The 17,145-nt window shown below is 35.8% G+C and carries 10 protein-coding genes; 7 read left to right on the plus strand and 3 right to left on the minus strand.

The window, feature by feature from the left end; all coding sequences use genetic code 11:
- Position 1: 1 nt before the first annotated feature.
- The 3 genes from KIH23_RS08300 to KIH23_RS08310 form a co-directional block, all read right to left on the minus strand.
- A complete protein-coding gene (locus KIH23_RS08300; protein WP_213212972.1) occupies positions 2-2,479 on the minus strand; it encodes a DUF5686 and carboxypeptidase-like regulatory domain-containing protein in 2,478 nt (825 codons plus the stop codon).
- Between the two features lie 121 nt (positions 2,480-2,600).
- On the minus strand, positions 2,601-3,578 hold the full coding sequence (locus KIH23_RS08305) for a pyruvate dehydrogenase complex E1 component subunit beta (protein ID WP_213212973.1): 978 nt from the start codon (positions 3,576-3,578) through the stop codon (positions 2,601-2,603).
- A gap of 135 nt (positions 3,579-3,713) precedes the next feature.
- Positions 3,714-4,664, minus strand: a complete 951-nt coding sequence (locus KIH23_RS08310) for a hypothetical protein (RefSeq protein WP_213212976.1) — start codon at positions 4,662-4,664, stop codon at positions 3,714-3,716.
- Positions 4,665-4,896: 232 nt separating this feature from the next.
- On the opposite strand from KIH23_RS08310, the gene KIH23_RS08315 reads away from it, so the two are divergent.
- From KIH23_RS08315 to KIH23_RS08345, 7 genes are all read left to right on the plus strand, one after another.
- On the plus strand, positions 4,897-5,643 hold the full coding sequence (locus KIH23_RS08315; protein WP_213212977.1) for an electron transfer flavoprotein subunit beta/FixA family protein: 747 nt from the start codon (positions 4,897-4,899) through the stop codon (positions 5,641-5,643).
- Positions 5,644-5,748: 105 nt separating this feature from the next.
- Entirely contained in the window at positions 5,749-6,717 is a 969-nt protein-coding gene (locus tag KIH23_RS08320) for an electron transfer flavoprotein subunit alpha/FixB family protein (protein WP_213212979.1), read from the plus strand.
- 124 nt (positions 6,718-6,841) lie between these two features.
- On the plus strand, positions 6,842-7,462 hold the full coding sequence (locus tag KIH23_RS08325; RefSeq protein WP_213212981.1) for a bifunctional nuclease family protein: 621 nt from the start codon (positions 6,842-6,844) through the stop codon (positions 7,460-7,462).
- A 51-nt stretch (positions 7,463-7,513) separates the two neighbouring features.
- Complete coding sequence (locus KIH23_RS08330) at positions 7,514-8,338, plus strand: thymidylate synthase (protein WP_213212983.1); 825 nt, start codon at positions 7,514-7,516, stop codon at positions 8,336-8,338.
- Between the two features lie 670 nt (positions 8,339-9,008).
- Positions 9,009-9,950, plus strand: a complete 942-nt coding sequence (locus tag KIH23_RS08335) for an alpha/beta hydrolase family esterase (RefSeq protein WP_213212985.1) — start codon at positions 9,009-9,011, stop codon at positions 9,948-9,950.
- 49 nt (positions 9,951-9,999) lie between these two features.
- On the plus strand, positions 10,000-11,334 hold the full coding sequence (locus KIH23_RS08340; RefSeq protein WP_213212987.1) for a T9SS type A sorting domain-containing protein: 1,335 nt from the start codon (positions 10,000-10,002) through the stop codon (positions 11,332-11,334).
- Positions 11,335-11,569: 235 nt separating this feature from the next.
- The gene (locus KIH23_RS08345; protein WP_213212989.1) at positions 11,570-17,098 is read left to right on the plus strand and encodes a T9SS type A sorting domain-containing protein; all 5,529 of its coding nucleotides are present in this window, start codon (positions 11,570-11,572) and stop codon (positions 17,096-17,098) included.
- Positions 17,099-17,145 lie beyond the last annotated feature (47 nt).

The following is a 17,145-nucleotide window of genomic DNA, read 5'->3' on the forward strand; positions in this document are numbered from 1 at the left end:
CTTAGAAATAGAAACCAACAGCGGCTTTAACGCTAAATCTGTTGGCTTTAGGCAGATCTAGATAATTTCCGCGCCATGAAAAATCAATGCGCAAAACCTTAAAGATATTTCCAACTCCGGCACTGTATTCCCAATAAGGTTTGGTGGGCGCAACATATTCTAACCCCGAAGCGTTAATAGCTTTGTTTTCGTTTGAAATACTCCCGATTACACCGCGCACCGAGATGTTCTCACGCCAATTGAGTTTGCGCAAAAATGGTACACGCGCAAAGATTTTTCCTTGAAAATTGTGTACCCATTGTAAAGTGACATACTCATCGGTGACAAACTCGTAGAAATTCAAGTTATTAAAGGCATTTTCAATCGTAAAATAAGTCTGGTTTCCGGGAATTACGCTGAGCAATCCGAGTGGCACCTTTCCGTAGGTTTTTCCGAATTCAGTGATAAAGTTACTTCGGCCAATGGCGCCAATAATCAGCGGTTGGTTGATGAAAAACTGAAATTTATTATACGAAAAATCACCCTCTAAAAAACCTTTATAGCCACGGGTATAATAAAAGAAAACACGAGAAAACGGACTGTCAACATCTTTGCGTTCTACACCGTAACCCACCGTTTTTCTTTTGGGTGTGTATTCAATCTGAAAATTAAATTCAGGTTGTTTGACGTCGCTTTTGATCGTGGTATGGCTATCATCGGTGTAATAATTCATGCTAAAAACCGGCGATGCCGACTCAAGTGTTCTGTATGCAAAACCAGCTTGCAAGTTAAAGTTTCGAACAGGCTCTATCTCAAGCGAAACGTTAGATAGATTAATGTTGGTCAGTTTGCCATTTGGGCCGTTGGTAAACAAAGCCGACGAAGCAAAACTGCGGCCGAGCACATCGTTTGTATTGGTTAAACTCGAACCGATTTGCTCTACATCACGACGATTTCCGCCCGAAATAATGATGCGATTCTTTTTTTCAAGCATCCATTTTCCGGACAAACCGTATTTAATTTTATCGTCTTTAAAACCGTAAGCTAAATATCCTTGCAAACGCCACGGATCGTTGCCCGAAAAATAAGTTCTGAGCCCACCGCGCAATCGCATCCCTTCAACTTCATTGTAGCCAATGGTTGAGTAAATAGAACCATATTCAACTTTGCCCATCGGAACAAACCCACTCCCGATGATACTAACGGCATCGGTCAACTGACGAAACCTACGCACCGTTTTGAGTGTATCAAGCATTTTGTACACGCCCAATTCATCTTTAGAGAGTTTTTCAAATCGATGTTCGGCCCAATATTCATCCGGCTTTAAATAGACCGATACATCTTGATTGTTAACGTCTTCTTTGTAAAAATCCTCCGCCTTTTTTACGTTGAATTGATGGTTTCTATAAAATGTAGTTCGCTTGCCATAAATGCCTTTGGATTTCTCCTTTTTGTTGAGCGCAAAATCAGACATCATATAATCTTTGGTCAACAAAAAAACCGAATCGTTGACCACGTCAAATTCTTGTTCGATATAAATATCTTTGACCCAGTTAATGTTGGCACTTTTGGTCACGGCCATATTGATGCTTTTAATGGCCCAAGTGGTATCGTTTACCCAAAAATCTCCTTTAAATGTAAGCTCGTTTTTGCGGCGTGGGTAAAACACTATATTGTAGCATAATTTTTTGTCAATATACGCTGTATCGGTCAAAACATAATTGTATACATCGATTCCGGTTCTTGAGAGCGGACTGGTAAAACTTTTATCAAAAAAAGTCAGATAGTTATTGTAGATGTTGTACTCAGAATACAAATCTTTGACAAAAGCAATGAGTTGTTCATTAGTTTCAAAACCCGAGTTTTTGTTGGCAACTAAGATTTCTTTTACCTTTTTATTGATATTGTCCCCATAAACATTTGAAAGGGCTTCATTGATAAAAATCGGCAAATAAGTTTTTCCGGTAACCTCAGAAGTATCTACTTGTTTGAAAATAAATTCCATGCCTTTGAAGATTTTTTTCTTCATAAACGCACTATCAATCGAGTTCATGTCAAACTCAACTTTCTCGTATTTTTCCATCTCGTATTGATCAAACATATACAAGCCGTTCTTGCGTTTACGCTCCCAGATTTTGCGCAAAATATCAAGGGCCGGATTTTTCTTTTTAGAGGTTTTACCGCTGTAGATAACCACCTCTTTGAGTTTTTGGCCTTCGCTCAATACAACTTTAAAATTGTAATTAACTTCTTTGTTGAGCGGAACGAGTTGGGTTTCATAGCCCACCATGGATACTTCAATCGCTTTAAAGGTTTGGGCGGATTCAATATAAAAACGACCGTCTTCATTTGATACGGTTCCGAGTTTAGAATCTTTAAATACAATGTTGGCAAAGGGCACCGGTTGATTGGTATTGTCTACCACAATACCGCTGACTTTGGTTTGCGCCGAAACGCATAGAAATACAAAGAATAATAGAATGAAATAAAACTTTTTCATAAGCTAAAAAACTTCACCAAAAGGGCTTTTTGATGAAGTTTCAAATATATAAACTTTGATAGTTCCCTGTATATTTATGTTTGGGACCACTATGTTAAAAATTACTCAGTTGCAGCAATGCTTATTTATACATTACTTTTCTAACCGCTTTAATCACGTCTTCTGAATTCGGCAACCATTCTTTTAATAAGGTCGGCGAAAACGGAGCCGGTGTATCTGCCGTAGTGATTCGCTGAATGGGCGCATCTAAATAATCAAAAGCGCGTTCTTGAACCATATAGGTAATCTCTGAAGCCACACTCGCAAACGGCCAAGCTTCTTCTAAAACCACCAAACGATTGGTTTTTTTCACTGAATTGATGATCGCGTCGTAATCCATCGGGCGCACCGTGCGTAAATCAATAATCTCGCATGAAATACCTTCTTTGGCCAATTCATCAGCAGCTGCGTAGGCTTCTTTGATGATTTTTCCGAACGATACAATGGTCACATCAGAACCTTCACGTTTGATATCAGCCACGCCAATCGGCAAAATATATTCTCCTTCCGGCACTTCACCTTTGTCTCCATACATTTGCTCTGATTCCATAAAAATCACCGGATCATTATCGCGAATCGCAGCTTTGAGCAATCCTTTGGCATCATAAGGGTTTGATGGCACAATTACTTTCAAGCCCGGACAGTTGGCATACCAATTTTCAAAAGCTTGCGAGTGCGTTGCTGCCAACTGACCAGCAGAAGCTGTCGGTCCGCGAAACACCATTGGCATTGGGAATTGCCCGGCCGACATCTGACGCATTTTGGCTGCATTATTAATGATTTGGTCAATACCGACCAACGAGAAATTAAAAGTCATAAACTCAACTATCGGTCGACAACCGTTCATGGCTGAACCCACGGCTATACCGGCAAAACCTAGTTCAGCAATTGGCGTATCAATCACGCGTTTCGGGCCAAACTCATCGAGCATTCCCTTAGATGCTTTATAAGCTCCGTTGTATTCAGCTACTTCTTCACCCATCAAATACACGGCTTCATCACGACGCATTTCTTCGCTCATGGCCTCGGCAATTGCTTCTCTAAACTGTATGGTTCTCATATCTTTATTTTGTATCAATTTTTCGGTTAGCAAAAGTAAAAATTAAATGCGATTAAAATATTTTTTAACCCTTTTTATAAGCTTGTAAATTTAAATTTTGTCAATTTTTTCTACGAAAACGATGTAATTAAACCATTAATTGAGTAAATTTTTCAATTCGTATTTTTTCCAACCTTGCTTGTCTGCATACCACCAAACTGAATTGTCCTCATACAAAGCAATCAGGCGGGTTTCGCCCGAGATGCTGAATTTTTGATAAATGTCAATACTTTTGATTTTTTGGTCATTGGGCAAACCCGCCATATCTAAAGCTCTCCATCCTTTGTCCTGAACAGATTTCCACCAAATAGTGTTATTGTCCAATTGTATTACCAGTCGCCCCTCGTTGACCATGCCCATTTTGAGATAAGTAATCATGTTTTTGACTTTATATCCGGCCGGCAACCCTTGCATATCAATTTTATTCCATTGACTACCATCGGCATACCACCAAATTGAGCTGTCAGCCAAGCTCACTACAAATCTAGTTTCAGAACTTCCCATCATTCCAAACTTCTGGTAAGTAGAAATATGGGTGATTTCTACATTCGGAGGCAAACCTCCTAAGTCAATTTTCTTGTAATTATCCTCTGGAGTGGCCCACCAAAGCGTATTATCACTTCGCAACATAAAAAATCTGGTTTCCGGAGTAGCAAAACCCATTCCTCCAAACTTAACATATGGTTTCATGATCTTGATGTTTGAGCCCGGTTCAACTGTTATATTCTTGACCAGTTCCCATTGATTTTCATTAAACCACCACAATGTACTGTCCTCTAAAACAGCTATTAAAGTACTTTTGCCCGAAAGCCCTCCGTATTTTAAATAAAGGTGTGCCGAAACTATTTTTTTGTCGTTTGGCAAACCATTTTTAGAAATTTGTTCCCAAGAATCATCTGCTGCTGACCACCAAAGACTGTTGTCTGAAAGCAAGGTAACCAAACGGGTGCCTCCTATTCTTGAAACACATTCTACATCTTGTATCGTCTTTTGACTCAAAACGACTCCATAAAAGAATAAGGCCAAAATCGTTGTTAATCGCATCATATTTTGTAGTTGTTAACCGAGGCACGAATATAATTTTTTTAATCCTGAAATTACACCGTATAAAAAATTAATTAGCCACCCATAAAAGTCCTATTAATCATCGGTTTTCACGAAAATAAATCAAGGAAAGCAGTTTTTACGAAATCGATGTAAATATTATGCGTGCATAGCAAATATTCTCAAAAATAATTCATACTTTCGCGGCAGAAAATTCTTTTTAATCCTTTAAAAAATGAAAATATTAGTTTGCATCAGCCACGTGCCTGATACTACTTCAAAAATCAACTTCATCAACGGCGATACAGAATTTGACACCAATGGTGTTCAATATGTGATCAACCCGAACGATGAATTTGGCCTGACTCGTGCCATTTGGTTTCAAGAGCAACAAGGCGCTCAAGTTACCGTGGTCAATGTGGGCGGTCCGGATACCGAACCAACCCTCAGAAAAGCTTTGGCTATTGGCGCCAACGAAGCCATTCGCGTGAACGCCAACCCAACCGATGGTTTTTATGTTGCCCAACAATTGGCCGAAGTGGTCAAAACAGGTGGTTACGACTTGGTGATTGCCGGTAAAGAATCATTAGATTACAATGGCGGTATGGTGCCGGGTATGATGGCTGCTTTATTGGGCCACAACTTTGTCAACTCTTGTATTGAGCTTAAAGTTGAGGGCAACCAAGCTACAGCAGCGCGCGAAATTGACGGCGGAAAAGAAACCGTTACGGCTGCGCTTCCACTCATTATTGGCGGACAAAAAGGTTTGGTTGAAGAAAAAGATTTGCGCATCCCGAACATGCGTGGTATTATGACTGCCAGAACCAAAACGCTTACTGTTTTAGAACCGGTAGCTGCCGGTGCTGAGACCAAAGCAGTAAAATTTGAAAAACCAGCGCCAAAATCAGCCGTGAAGTTGTTCTCGGCAGATGATTTAGACGGATTGGTGAACGCTTTACACAACGAAGCGAAAGTAATCTAAAGGAAACGGGGCTGCGTTAGGGATTGAGGCAGGCACCGCGTGCAGCCGAAAGCCCGGCCGAAGGCAACGCCCAAAAAATAAAATTGAACATTTAAAATAGCAATTATGTCTATATTAATATATGCAGAATCAGCCGAAGGAAAATTCAAAAAAGTAGCTTTTGAATTGGCTTCGTATGCCAAAGCGGTAGCTCAAAACACAGGCGCTACCGTTACAGCCGTTACCATCAATGCAGGCGATGTGTCTGAGTTGGGCAAATACGGCGTAGATAAAGTTTTAAAAATCAACAACGCTCAACTTTCGGGTTTTAGCGCTCGTGCTTATGCCGATGCCATCAAGCAAGCGGCTCAGAAAGAAAACGCGCAATTGGTATTGCTTTCATCCACTACCGATAGTTTGTATATGGCACCACTGGTAGCCGTAGCGTTGCAAGCCGGATTTGCCTCAAACGTAGTAGGATTGCCGGTAAGCATGAGTCCGTTTCAGGTAAAAAGAAATGCGTTTTCAAACAAAGCGTTTAACATCACTGAAATCAACACCGCAGTAAAAGTGTTGAGTTTGGGTAAAAATTCATACGGTGTGAGCGAAAATGCTTCGTCGGTTTCTGAAGAAGATTTCTCAGTCAACATTAGCGATGCTGATTTGGGCGTGAAAGTTCAAGCAACTGAAAAAACCACCGGAAAAGTAACCATTGCCGATGCCGATGTGGTAGTTTCAGCCGGTCGTGGAATGAAAGGCCCGGAAAACTGGGGTATGATTGAAGATTTAGCAGCTGCTTTAGGCGCGGCAACGGCATGCTCAAAACCGGTTTCAGATTTGGGTTGGAGACCACACGGTGAACACGTTGGTCAAACCGGAAAACCGGTAGCAGCCAACCTGTATGTTGCTGTGGGTATTTCAGGGGCGATTCAGCACATTGCCGGAATCAACTCATCAAAAGTAAAAGTGGTGATCAATACAGACCCTGAAGCGCCTTTCTTTAAAGTAGCCGATTACGGAATTGTAGGCGATGCCTTTGAGATTGTTCCGAAACTCACCGAAAAAATAAAAGCTTTCAAGGCGCAAAACGCATAATTTTTTTGTAATTTGTGCCTGATAAAAGGCTGTCTAATTTCAGTTTTGATTTAGATAGCCTTTTTTATTTTGGTCTGAAAAAAACCTCTGTATATTTGTACACTCTTATCGTGCCTTAATATTTATGAGTTTAGTAAAATTAACGATCAAAGGTATTTCGTACAGCCAAACGCAAAATGGCGCATATGCTTTGATTTTGAATGAAGTTGATGGTGAACGCAAACTACCCATTGTGATTGGTGCTTTTGAAGCGCAGTCAATTGCCATAGCGCTCGAAAAAGAAATCAAACCGCCGCGTCCGCTCACGCATGATTTGTTTAAAAACTTTGCAGATCGATTTGACATTGTGGTGAAACAAGTAATTATACACAAACTCGTAGACGGCGTTTTTTATTCAAGTATTATTTGCGAACGCGATAAGATTGAAGAAATCATTGATGCGCGCACTTCAGATGCCATTGCCTTAGCGTTGCGTTTTTCGGCACCGATTTTTACCTACATGAATATTTTAGACAAAGCCGGAATATATTTAAAAGGCCCATCTGAAACTGCTGAGCAAGACGATGATTTAGACGGCGTGCTCTCAACCCCGGAAACCTTCGGCACAGAAGAGAGCAATCAAGCCGGCGACACCTATACCAAACACAGTTTATCTGAATTGCACGAATTACTTGAAAATGCCGTGCAAGATGAAGACTACGAAAAAGCCGCTAAGATTAGAGATGAGATTTCAAAAAGAGAATAATCAGAACACTTCTCTTCTGTCTAAAACCAATAATTAAGCACCTTCAACCCGATGAAACAATACCATGACTTAGTCAGACACGTACTTGAAAACGGCACCCAAAAAGGCGACCGAACCGGCACCGGAACCAAAAGTGTTTTTGGTTATCAGATGCGTTTTGATTTAAGCGAAGGATTTCCGTTGGTGACTACCAAAAAATTACACCTCAAATCCATTATTTATGAGCTGTTGTGGTTTTTAAAAGGCGAGACCAACATTGGCTATCTCAATCAAAACGGTGTGCGCATTTGGGATGAATGGGCCGATGAAAACGGTAACTTAGGGCCGGTTTACGGGCATCAGTGGCGCAATTGGAACAGCGAAAACATCGATCAGATTTCTGAATTGATTGATACGCTCAAAACCAACCCGAATAGTCGACGCATGCTCATCTCGGCTTGGAATCCATCGGTTTTGCCCGATACATCAAAATCGTTTTCCGAAAATGTAGCCAACGGAAAAGTAGCGCTTCCGCCCTGCCACGCATTTTTTCAGTTTTATGTAGCCGACGGTAAATTGTCTTGTCAATTGTATCAACGAAGCGCCGATATCTTTTTAGGCGTTCCGTTTAATATTGCCTCTTATGCTTTGCTGGTTTTGATGATTGCCCAAGTATGCAACTTGCAACCCGGCGAATTCATCCACACCTTTGGCGATGCGCATATTTACAACAACCATTTTGAACAAGTTGAATTACAACTGAGCCGTGAACCGCGTGCGCTTCCGAAAATGCAGTTGAATCCTGAGGTAAAAAACATCTTTGATTTTACATTTGAAGACTTCTCTTTGACTGATTACGATCCGCATCCGCATATTAAAGGAGCGGTGGCGGTGTAAACCAAAAACATATAAAAACAAAAAACCTCAAGCTTTCACTTGAGGTTTTTTCTGAGCGGAAGACGAGGCTCGAACTCGCGACAACCAGCTTGGAAGGCTAAATAATACGTATTTTACTACATTTATAATCAATTAAATACAGTTTTTATAAACTTTTTAAGCAAACTAAAAGTAAAACTTGCTTTGCTAAAAAAATAAAATTAAATACTCTTATTGGCAATGATTTTCCATTTCTAATAGTAAGTTATTGTGAAGAGATATAATAACTTTGAGTAAATAATTTTCGAACAAAACAAATTGAGATTATATTTTTCTCTTCAAATGTGTATTTCATCTCATATATCAAACTATACTAAATACAATATTCTCTTTACAAAGTCAAAAAAATAACACTTTTGTAAATTACCATTAGCATACAAATAAGAAAAATCATTAAATTCTCAGACAAATTAAAAGATGTTTGATAAACTAGATTTTAACACATGTTTAAAATAAAGTAGCTTGCAAACATAAGCACAACCCTGAATAATAATATATTGATTTAAATCTTTTTTCAAAGGCTTTGTGAATTTACCATTCATATTTTTTCTGTTTTTATTTTAACCCCATTAAACCAAAACCGTTTTTTCATATCAAACAATGATTAATCTATTAATTCCTCAATCAAGGCATGAAGAAAATACTATTGTTCTACATTTTTCCATTTATACTATTTTCTTGTAATAAAGAAGAAAATATACCAACGTCAATCAATTACCCAAGTGAACAAAAGTCAATTAATTTAACTGTTGATGGAAATGTTAGACGTTTTGTAATCTATTTACCATCAGGCTATAACAATGCTGGGAAAATGCCTATGATTTTTGCTCTTCATGGCGGTGGTGGTTCTCCAGAGCAAATGCTTAGTCAAATCGATTTTAGAACAATAGCAGAAAGAGATAAAATTGTTTTGGTTTACCCTGAAGCATTTCAAGAAAAGTGGAATGATGGAAGGCCTACCCCAGCAAACTTGTTAGGCATAGATGATGTAAATTTTTTTAATCAAATGTGCGATTATATGATTGCAAACTACCCTGTTGAGAGTTCTAAGATATTTGCGACCGGAATTTCAAATGGTGGATTTATGACTTCTAGACTTGGTTGTGAGTTAAGTAATAGAATAGCTGCAATTGCTGTAGATGCTGCAACTATAGAGCAGACAAACATATATCCCAATTGCAACCCTTCAAACCCCCTACCAGCAATATATATTCATGGCACATTAGATTATTTTGTTCCTTTTAACGGGGGCATTATGACTGTTGGAGAGGGAGGAACAGTAATTTCACATTTTCAAGCTATAACAAAATGGGTTGAAATAAATAATTGCGAGACAAATCCAATTATAACAAATTTACCAGATATATCGAATGATGGAACAACAGTAGTTGAAAGGAAATATTCTAATGTTTCTAATGGAAATGAAGTTATTAGTTATGTTATTTCTAATGGTGGACACACTTGGCCGCAAGGCGTTCAGTCTCTGCCTATTAGTTTAGTTGGACTTACAAGTCAAGACATGAACGCAAATGAAGTGATATGGCAATTCTTTAAAAGACATAGCCAGCAATAGCAAATAAACCTTTATTAAGAAATATTATCTATCTTGAATAAATATAACCATGAAAAACCTCTTTTATTTAGCTTTTATTTTGGAAACATTATGTGCTAATGCACAATTCATAGGGCATTCAGGTGTTTATTATCTAGGCTCATCAGATGTCCCCATCCCTCAAACCGTTTACAACAATCCAAATATATCTGGCGTTGTATGCAGGTTTAGATGGGAAAATCTCGAAATTGCTCCAAATGAATTTGATTGGACTTATATAGACAATGAAGTTTTAAAAGCTACAAACTCTAATAAAAAAATATGCTTGCAACCATTAGCTTCTCCGGCTTGGATTTATAACTCACTAGGTGCTTTAAGTTATAGTTATGTTGATAACAACCCATATCATTCAACCTATGGACAAGTTTTAACTGACAATGTCCCTTTTGATAACATTTATATTAATAGGGTAAAGAATTTACTATTATGGCTTTCAATAAAGTATGCAAACAACCCAACTGTTTCATATATAAATGCTGTTGGCGGTCAAATTTCTAGAGGCTTGCCAGAAGATATTATTACAGACACTCCATCAATGTCTACGGCTCCTTTTTGGTCAACTTTCAACTATGATGCTGATATTGTTGCATCAAAGATAAATTTAGTAATAGATTATTACATGAGTTTATTTCCTAATACACCTTTATGGTGTTCAGTTGACTACGTTACCTTTGAACCAAATGCTTCTAATAGACCACGAAATTATCTCGCATCTCAATATACTGATTATGGAGTCTCAAATTTTCCCGATAGATTTGGCCTGTGGAGAGAAGATATATCTGGTTGTACAACAACAAATCCAAATTCAAGTTCTCATTGGTCAATTATGTTAAACAATCCATGTCGAACAGGTGCTCAGATGCTTTGGAACGTACAAGACGGCCCACTCCGTATGAACCAATGTGGAATATCCCCAAATACTAAACAAGCAGTGTTTGATGAAGCCATAAATAAAGCATTGTTTTATAATATGAACTATGTAGAAGTATATGGAGCTGATGTTCAAGACCCAAGTTTATCTACCAACATAATAAATGCTAATAATCTTTTGAATAACCAAAGCATAACTTGCAGCCTATACACAAATAGCTTTTTGTTTAATAATAAATTTACAATATCACCTAACCCAGCCTCTGAAACAATTCAAATAAACTTTAATGAGGTTAACTATACTGCGATAGATGCATATATATATAATATATTAGGCCAAAAGGTGATTTATAAAAAAGTGGTCGGTAATGAACCTATAGACATTTCATACTTAAACAATGGAGTTTACATCATCCAAATTAAATCCAAAAATGAAATAGGGACTCAAAAAATAGCAATTTATTCACAAAAGTAATTATCTGTTTTTTTTTTGAAGTATTATTTATATATGATCCTTTTATTAGCTTCATTTAGCTTAATATTTTTTTGGAAAATAATTTCTGTCTTTACAGAAAAAAGTTTAAAATCATAATTAATGTATTTTTTGTCAGTTTTTTCTTTCTTTTAAATTTTTTTAATGCATTTTATCGATTTTATTTACTTTTAATCGATTTTATGATTTATATTTGCTCTCGAAAAATCATAAAATAATGAAAATAAAAACTATTTTATTTGTATGCCTTTCATTGTGTCTAAAATCTTTCCCACAATGCAATCTAACAATCTCCGTCAATAACACCCAAAGTGGTTGCTATTTTACAAAAGAAAAAGTTGTATTCAGAAACCCATCAAATGTTTCAATTTCATCCAACTCAATTACTAAAGTTAGTGGCGGTAATGCATGGAATGCGGGTGCTTCTTCCACTTCATATGTGTTTGATGCAGGTCGTTTAGATGTCATTGCCTCAGAAACAAACAAAAGTAGAATGATTGGATTGAGTTCATCTGACACAAATGCAAGTTTCTCTTCAATACAATATGCATTCTATTTAGAAAACGGAACTGCTTTATACATATATGAAAACGGAACTCAAAAAACTGGAAATTTAGTCTATACTAATGGCACTCAATTAAGCATAAGGGTAAGCGAAAATCACATCAAGTATTTTAAAGACAATCAGGAAGTCTACACTAGCTCAATAGTCCCAACACTACCATTATTAGTCGATACTTCTATATATACTTCAGGAGGCACACTCTCAAATGTAACTATTTCAAATGTAACTTATGGTTCCTTCGTCGCTACAGCAAGTAGTGTGGGTACCAGTCAAATTTACACATGGAAAATCAATGGAATAACTGTTCAATCAGGAAGTTCTAACTTATATACTAATAGTTCCCTCAATGCTAATGATATAATAACATGTGAACTTCTTGCGAGTGGCATCGGAGCTTGTTCAACAGTTTTACAAAATTCAAACGAAGTAACAATACAACATAATAATGACCCTGATATTTTTGATTTTAAAATATCTGAAAGTTACAGTACCAATGCGTGTATTACAACTTCAAAAAAAGTTGAATGGGATTATAGTAAATTTTCAAATGTTAGATCTAACAGTAATACTTTAATAAAAACACTTTCAGAAAGTGTATGGAATGGCGGAGCTTCTTCGATAAGTACTGTAAAAAACAACGGTTATATAGAGTTTACTGCCTCAGAAACAAACAAAAGTAGAATGATTGGGCTAAGTTCATCTGATATTAACTCAAGTTATACCTCTATTCAATATGCATTCTATTTAGAAAACGGCGGAGCATTGTATGTTTATGAAAATGGAGTTCAAAAAACTGGAAATATTGGTTACACAACTGGAACAGCTTTAAAAATTGCAGTTGAAAACAATGTTGTTAAATATTACAAAGATAATGCTGTTATTTATTCTAGCTCTATAACTCCTTCTCAACCATTAATAGTTGATGTTAGCATGTATAATATTGGAGCAACTCTTTCAAACATAGCAATTGCTAACGTTTCTACAGGCGAATTTATCGCAACGCATTCTGGAGCGGGTGTTTCACCAGCTTATCAATGGAAATTAAATGGTGTAAACACAGGAACTAACAGTAATTCTTATAGCAATGACAATTTAGCCAATAATGATATTATTACTTGTGAATTAACTGCCGATGTGGATGGGTGTGGTTCTACTATAATATATTCAAATTCATTGATAATAAAGAGGAATACAGAATATCCATCTATTAATTTTAAAATTGATAGTCAATCTTCAACTGTTGGCTGTTATACAGCTATATCAAATGTAAAATGGAATAACAACAGTACTTCAAACACCTTTATAGACAATAATAATATGGTGAAAAAAACTTTTTCTGACAATGCTTGGAACGGCGGAGCTTCTTCGATAAGTACTGTAAAAAACAACGGTTATATAGAGTTTACTGCCTCAGAAACAAACAAAAGTAGAATGATTGGGCTAAGTTCATCTGATATTAACTCAAGTTATACCTCTATTCAATATGCATTCTATTTAGAAAACGGCGGAGCATTGTATGTTTATGAAAATGGAGTTCAAAAAACTGGAAATATTGGTTACACAACTGGAACAGCTTTAAAAATTGCAGTTGAAAACAATGTTGTTAAATATTACAAAGATAATGCTGTTATTTATTCTAGCTCTATAACTCCTTCTCAACCATTAATAGTTGATGTTAGCATGTATAATATTGGAGCAACTCTTTCAAACATAGCAATTGCTAACGTTTCTACAGGCGAATTTATCGCAACGCATTCTGGAGCGGGTGTTTCACCAGCTTATCAATGGAAATTAAATGGTGTAAACACAGGAACTAACAGTAATTCTTATAGCAATGACAATTTAGCCAATAATGATATTATTACTTGTGAATTAACTGCCGATGTGGATGGGTGTGGTTCTACTATAATATATTCAAATTCATTGATAATAAAAAATAATACATCCAACAATACTTTCAACTATTTAATTGAAGGCACAACATCATCAATTTCCTGTAAAGTAGCGATAGAAGATATCCAATGGAATTTTTCCTCTTTAAATGGGGTTAATGTTTCAGGTTCGAATATATCAAAAGCTTTTACAGTTACTTCTAATTTATGGGATGCAGGTATTTCCTCATTAAATAGTGTCAAAAATAATGGCTACATGGAATTAACGGCTTCTGAAACCAACAAAAGCAGGATGATTGGTTTAAGCTCGCTAGATATTAATGTGAATTATTCTACAATTCAGTATGCATTCTATTTAGAAAACGGCGGAGCATTGTATGTTTATGAAAATGGCATTCAAAAATCAGGAAATATTGGTTTCACAACTGGTACTCAATTAAAAATTGCAATTGAGAGAAATATAGTTAAGTATTATAAAGACAATGTAGTTGTTTACATCAGTTCAACCACTCCTATTCTGCCCCTCATTGTTGACACATCTTTTTATTCTCATCTTGCAACACTATCAAACATACGTATTGCAAACTATAACTCAGGAACATATACTGCAATCACTCCGGTAAATGTTACACAATATCAATGGAAGCTAAACGGTAGTAATGTTGGTAGTAACTCATCAACTTACACCAATCCAAATTTAATACATGGAGATGTTTTAAATTGTGAGATAACAATTAATTCAACCGGATGTTCAAATTCAACTATTATTTCAAACAATATAACTATTTCAGCTGTGGAAAACTCGTATTTGTTTGATTATTATATAAGTGCTAATAATCACTCTTTAGAATGTAAGTATTCAGCAGAAAAAGTGGCATGGAATAGGAATGAAATCAGTTATTGCAATATTAATAATGCAGATAATTCGCTTATTAAAACTTTTTCTAATAATGCTTGGAATGGCGGTACAGTTTCTCTAAATAAAGTTTCAAACAATGGTTATATTGAGTTCTTGGCTACAGAAACAAACCGAAGTAGAATGATTGGATTGAGTACAATTAATATTAATTCAAGCTATTCTACTATTCAATGTGCATTTTATTTGGAGAACGGAGGTGCTTTGTATGTTTACGAAAATGGCATTTCAAAAACGATAAATTTAGGCTATGTCACAGGTACATTATTAAAAATTTCTATTGAAAACAATATAATTAAATATTACAAAAATAATTCATTAGTTTATACCTCATTAATTCCACAATTACTCCCAATGTTAGTTGACACTTCAATCTATAATGTTGGTGGAACTATTCCAAATATTACAATAGTCAATGAAGATAATGGTTTTGAGTTCGAAGCTCATGCGGTCAATTTAGGCTCAAACCCTATTTATACGTGGAAAATCAATGGAAATATTGCTCAAAGCAGTTCTTCTTCAAGCTATACAAATAGTAGTCTTTCTGTAAATGATGTTATTAGCTGTGAATTGACTCCAGATGTGTTTAGCTGTTCTTCACAAACATTGACGACAAACACAATAATTATTCAACAAAGGTTAAAAATTTGGACAGGGGCTGTAAATACCGATTGGTTCAATGCAAACAATTGGTCGCCTTCTGGTATTCCAACATCTAATGATTGTGTTCAAATAAACAACACTACAAATGATCCACAAATTTCGGGAAGTACTCCAAATGCATTTGGTAAAAACATTACTGTTAAGGCTGGTGGAAGCATAATTGTACAACCCGAAAAATCATTAGTAATAACTGAAAATATTAATGTAGAAAGCACAGGTTCACTGTTAATTAAAGATAAGGCTAATTTATTACAGATAAATGACAACGCAATTAATACAGGAAATATTAGTATGGAGAGAACGACTAATGTTAGGAAATTTGACTACGTATATTGGTCAGCTCCAGTTTTAAACTTTAACTCATCATTAGTTTCACCAAACACATCTTCAGGATTAATTTTCAAATGGGATCCAGTATATTTAAACTCAAATGGAGGTCAAGGTTATTGGATAAGTGGAAACGAAACAATGCAATTAGGAAAAGGATATATTGTTAGAGGGCCAAATGATTATTCACCTATAACTTCATCTCCCTTCACCGCGACATTTAACGGAAAACCAAATAACGGTATAATACAAGCAACTATTTCGAGAGGTTCATACACAGGACTTCCGTATTCAGGAACAAATGGGGCAACTATTACTAATAATGATGATAATTGGAATTTAATAGGCAACCCATACCCTTCAGCTATTGATGCAAATGAATTTCTGCTTCTAAACACCAATATCAATGGTTTCGTAAAAATATGGTCTCATGGTAGTCAAATTAGCAACAGCTATTCAAATCCTTTTTATGGTAGCTACGCTTATAATTATAACCCAAATGATTATATAACTTATAATGGTACAGGCTCAACTCCTCCAGGATATAATGGTAAAATTGGTGCTGGGCAAGGCTTCTTTATACTGATGAATGATGGCACAGCTACAAGTGAAAATGTAATTTTTAATAACAATTTGAGAAGAGACAGCGGTAACATTCCGTATAATAATAGTCAATTCTACAGGTTTACAAATCCAACTTTTACAGATACTTCTGAAAAAAATAGAATATGGTTGAGTATCATTGACCCAACAAATATTTCTTCAACAACATTAATTGGTTATGTAGAAAACGCCACTAACGAAGTAGATAGAGTTTTTGATGCGATACACAAGACCGAAAGCTCTTTAGGAATTTATTCAAAAATCAATAATGATACTATGATTATTCAAGGGAGACAATTACCATTTGACCAAAATGACATTGTTCCTATTGGAATAACAATCCCTAATACAGGCACTTATAGCATTGCAATTGATATGGTTGATGGGTTGTTTGAGAATGACAATCAAAATATTTATATTGAAGATTCTCTAATGAATATTATTCATGATTTAAAACAAAGTCCTTACTCTTTCAATAGTATTTCTGGAGATTACCCAGATAGATTTAAACTAAGATACACATCAAATTCTCTTAATACAGATGAAATCAAATCAAATGATCAATTTGTCTTTATCAAAAATCAGATTTTTAATATTCAAACAAAAGTCAACATCAGAGAGATAAGCATTTTTGACATTTCTGGAAAAAGAATACAATCATATAAATTCAATAATGAGATTAACCATTTTTCAGATTATTTTCCATATCAAAATGGCGTTTATCTTATAAGTGTTGAATTGTCAGATGGAAAAAAAATTTCAAAGAAAATTATAAATTAATAGCTGACTAGAAAAGTAAAAAAAGAAAACCGTGTCTATAAAACACG

Source organism: Flavobacterium sp. CYK-55, from assembly GCF_018413465.1.
Taxonomy (GTDB): domain Bacteria; phylum Bacteroidota; class Bacteroidia; order Flavobacteriales; family Flavobacteriaceae; genus Flavobacterium.

Coding starts and splice junctions, on each gene's coding strand:
- KIH23_RS08320 (WP_213212979.1), top strand. CDS start 5,749: ATGTCTATATTAATATATGCAGAATCAGCCGAAGGAAAATTCAAAAAA.
- KIH23_RS08325 (WP_213212981.1), top strand. CDS start 6,842: ATGAGTTTAGTAAAATTAACGATCAAAGGTATTTCGTACAGCCAAACG.
- KIH23_RS08335 (WP_213212985.1), top strand. CDS start 9,009: ATGAAGAAAATACTATTGTTCTACATTTTTCCATTTATACTATTTTCT.
- KIH23_RS08330 (WP_213212983.1), top strand. CDS start 7,514: ATGAAACAATACCATGACTTAGTCAGACACGTACTTGAAAACGGCACC.
- KIH23_RS08345 (WP_213212989.1), top strand. CDS start 11,570: ATGAAAATAAAAACTATTTTATTTGTATGCCTTTCATTGTGTCTAAAA.
- KIH23_RS08310 (WP_213212976.1), bottom strand. CDS start 4,664: ATGATGCGATTAACAACGATTTTGGCCTTATTCTTTTATGGAGTCGTT.
- KIH23_RS08340 (WP_213212987.1), top strand. CDS start 10,000: ATGAAAAACCTCTTTTATTTAGCTTTTATTTTGGAAACATTATGTGCT.
- KIH23_RS08305 (WP_213212973.1), bottom strand. CDS start 3,578: ATGAGAACCATACAGTTTAGAGAAGCAATTGCCGAGGCCATGAGCGAA.
- KIH23_RS08315 (WP_213212977.1), top strand. CDS start 4,897: ATGAAAATATTAGTTTGCATCAGCCACGTGCCTGATACTACTTCAAAA.
- KIH23_RS08300 (WP_213212972.1), bottom strand. CDS start 2,479: ATGAAAAAGTTTTATTTCATTCTATTATTCTTTGTATTTCTATGCGTT.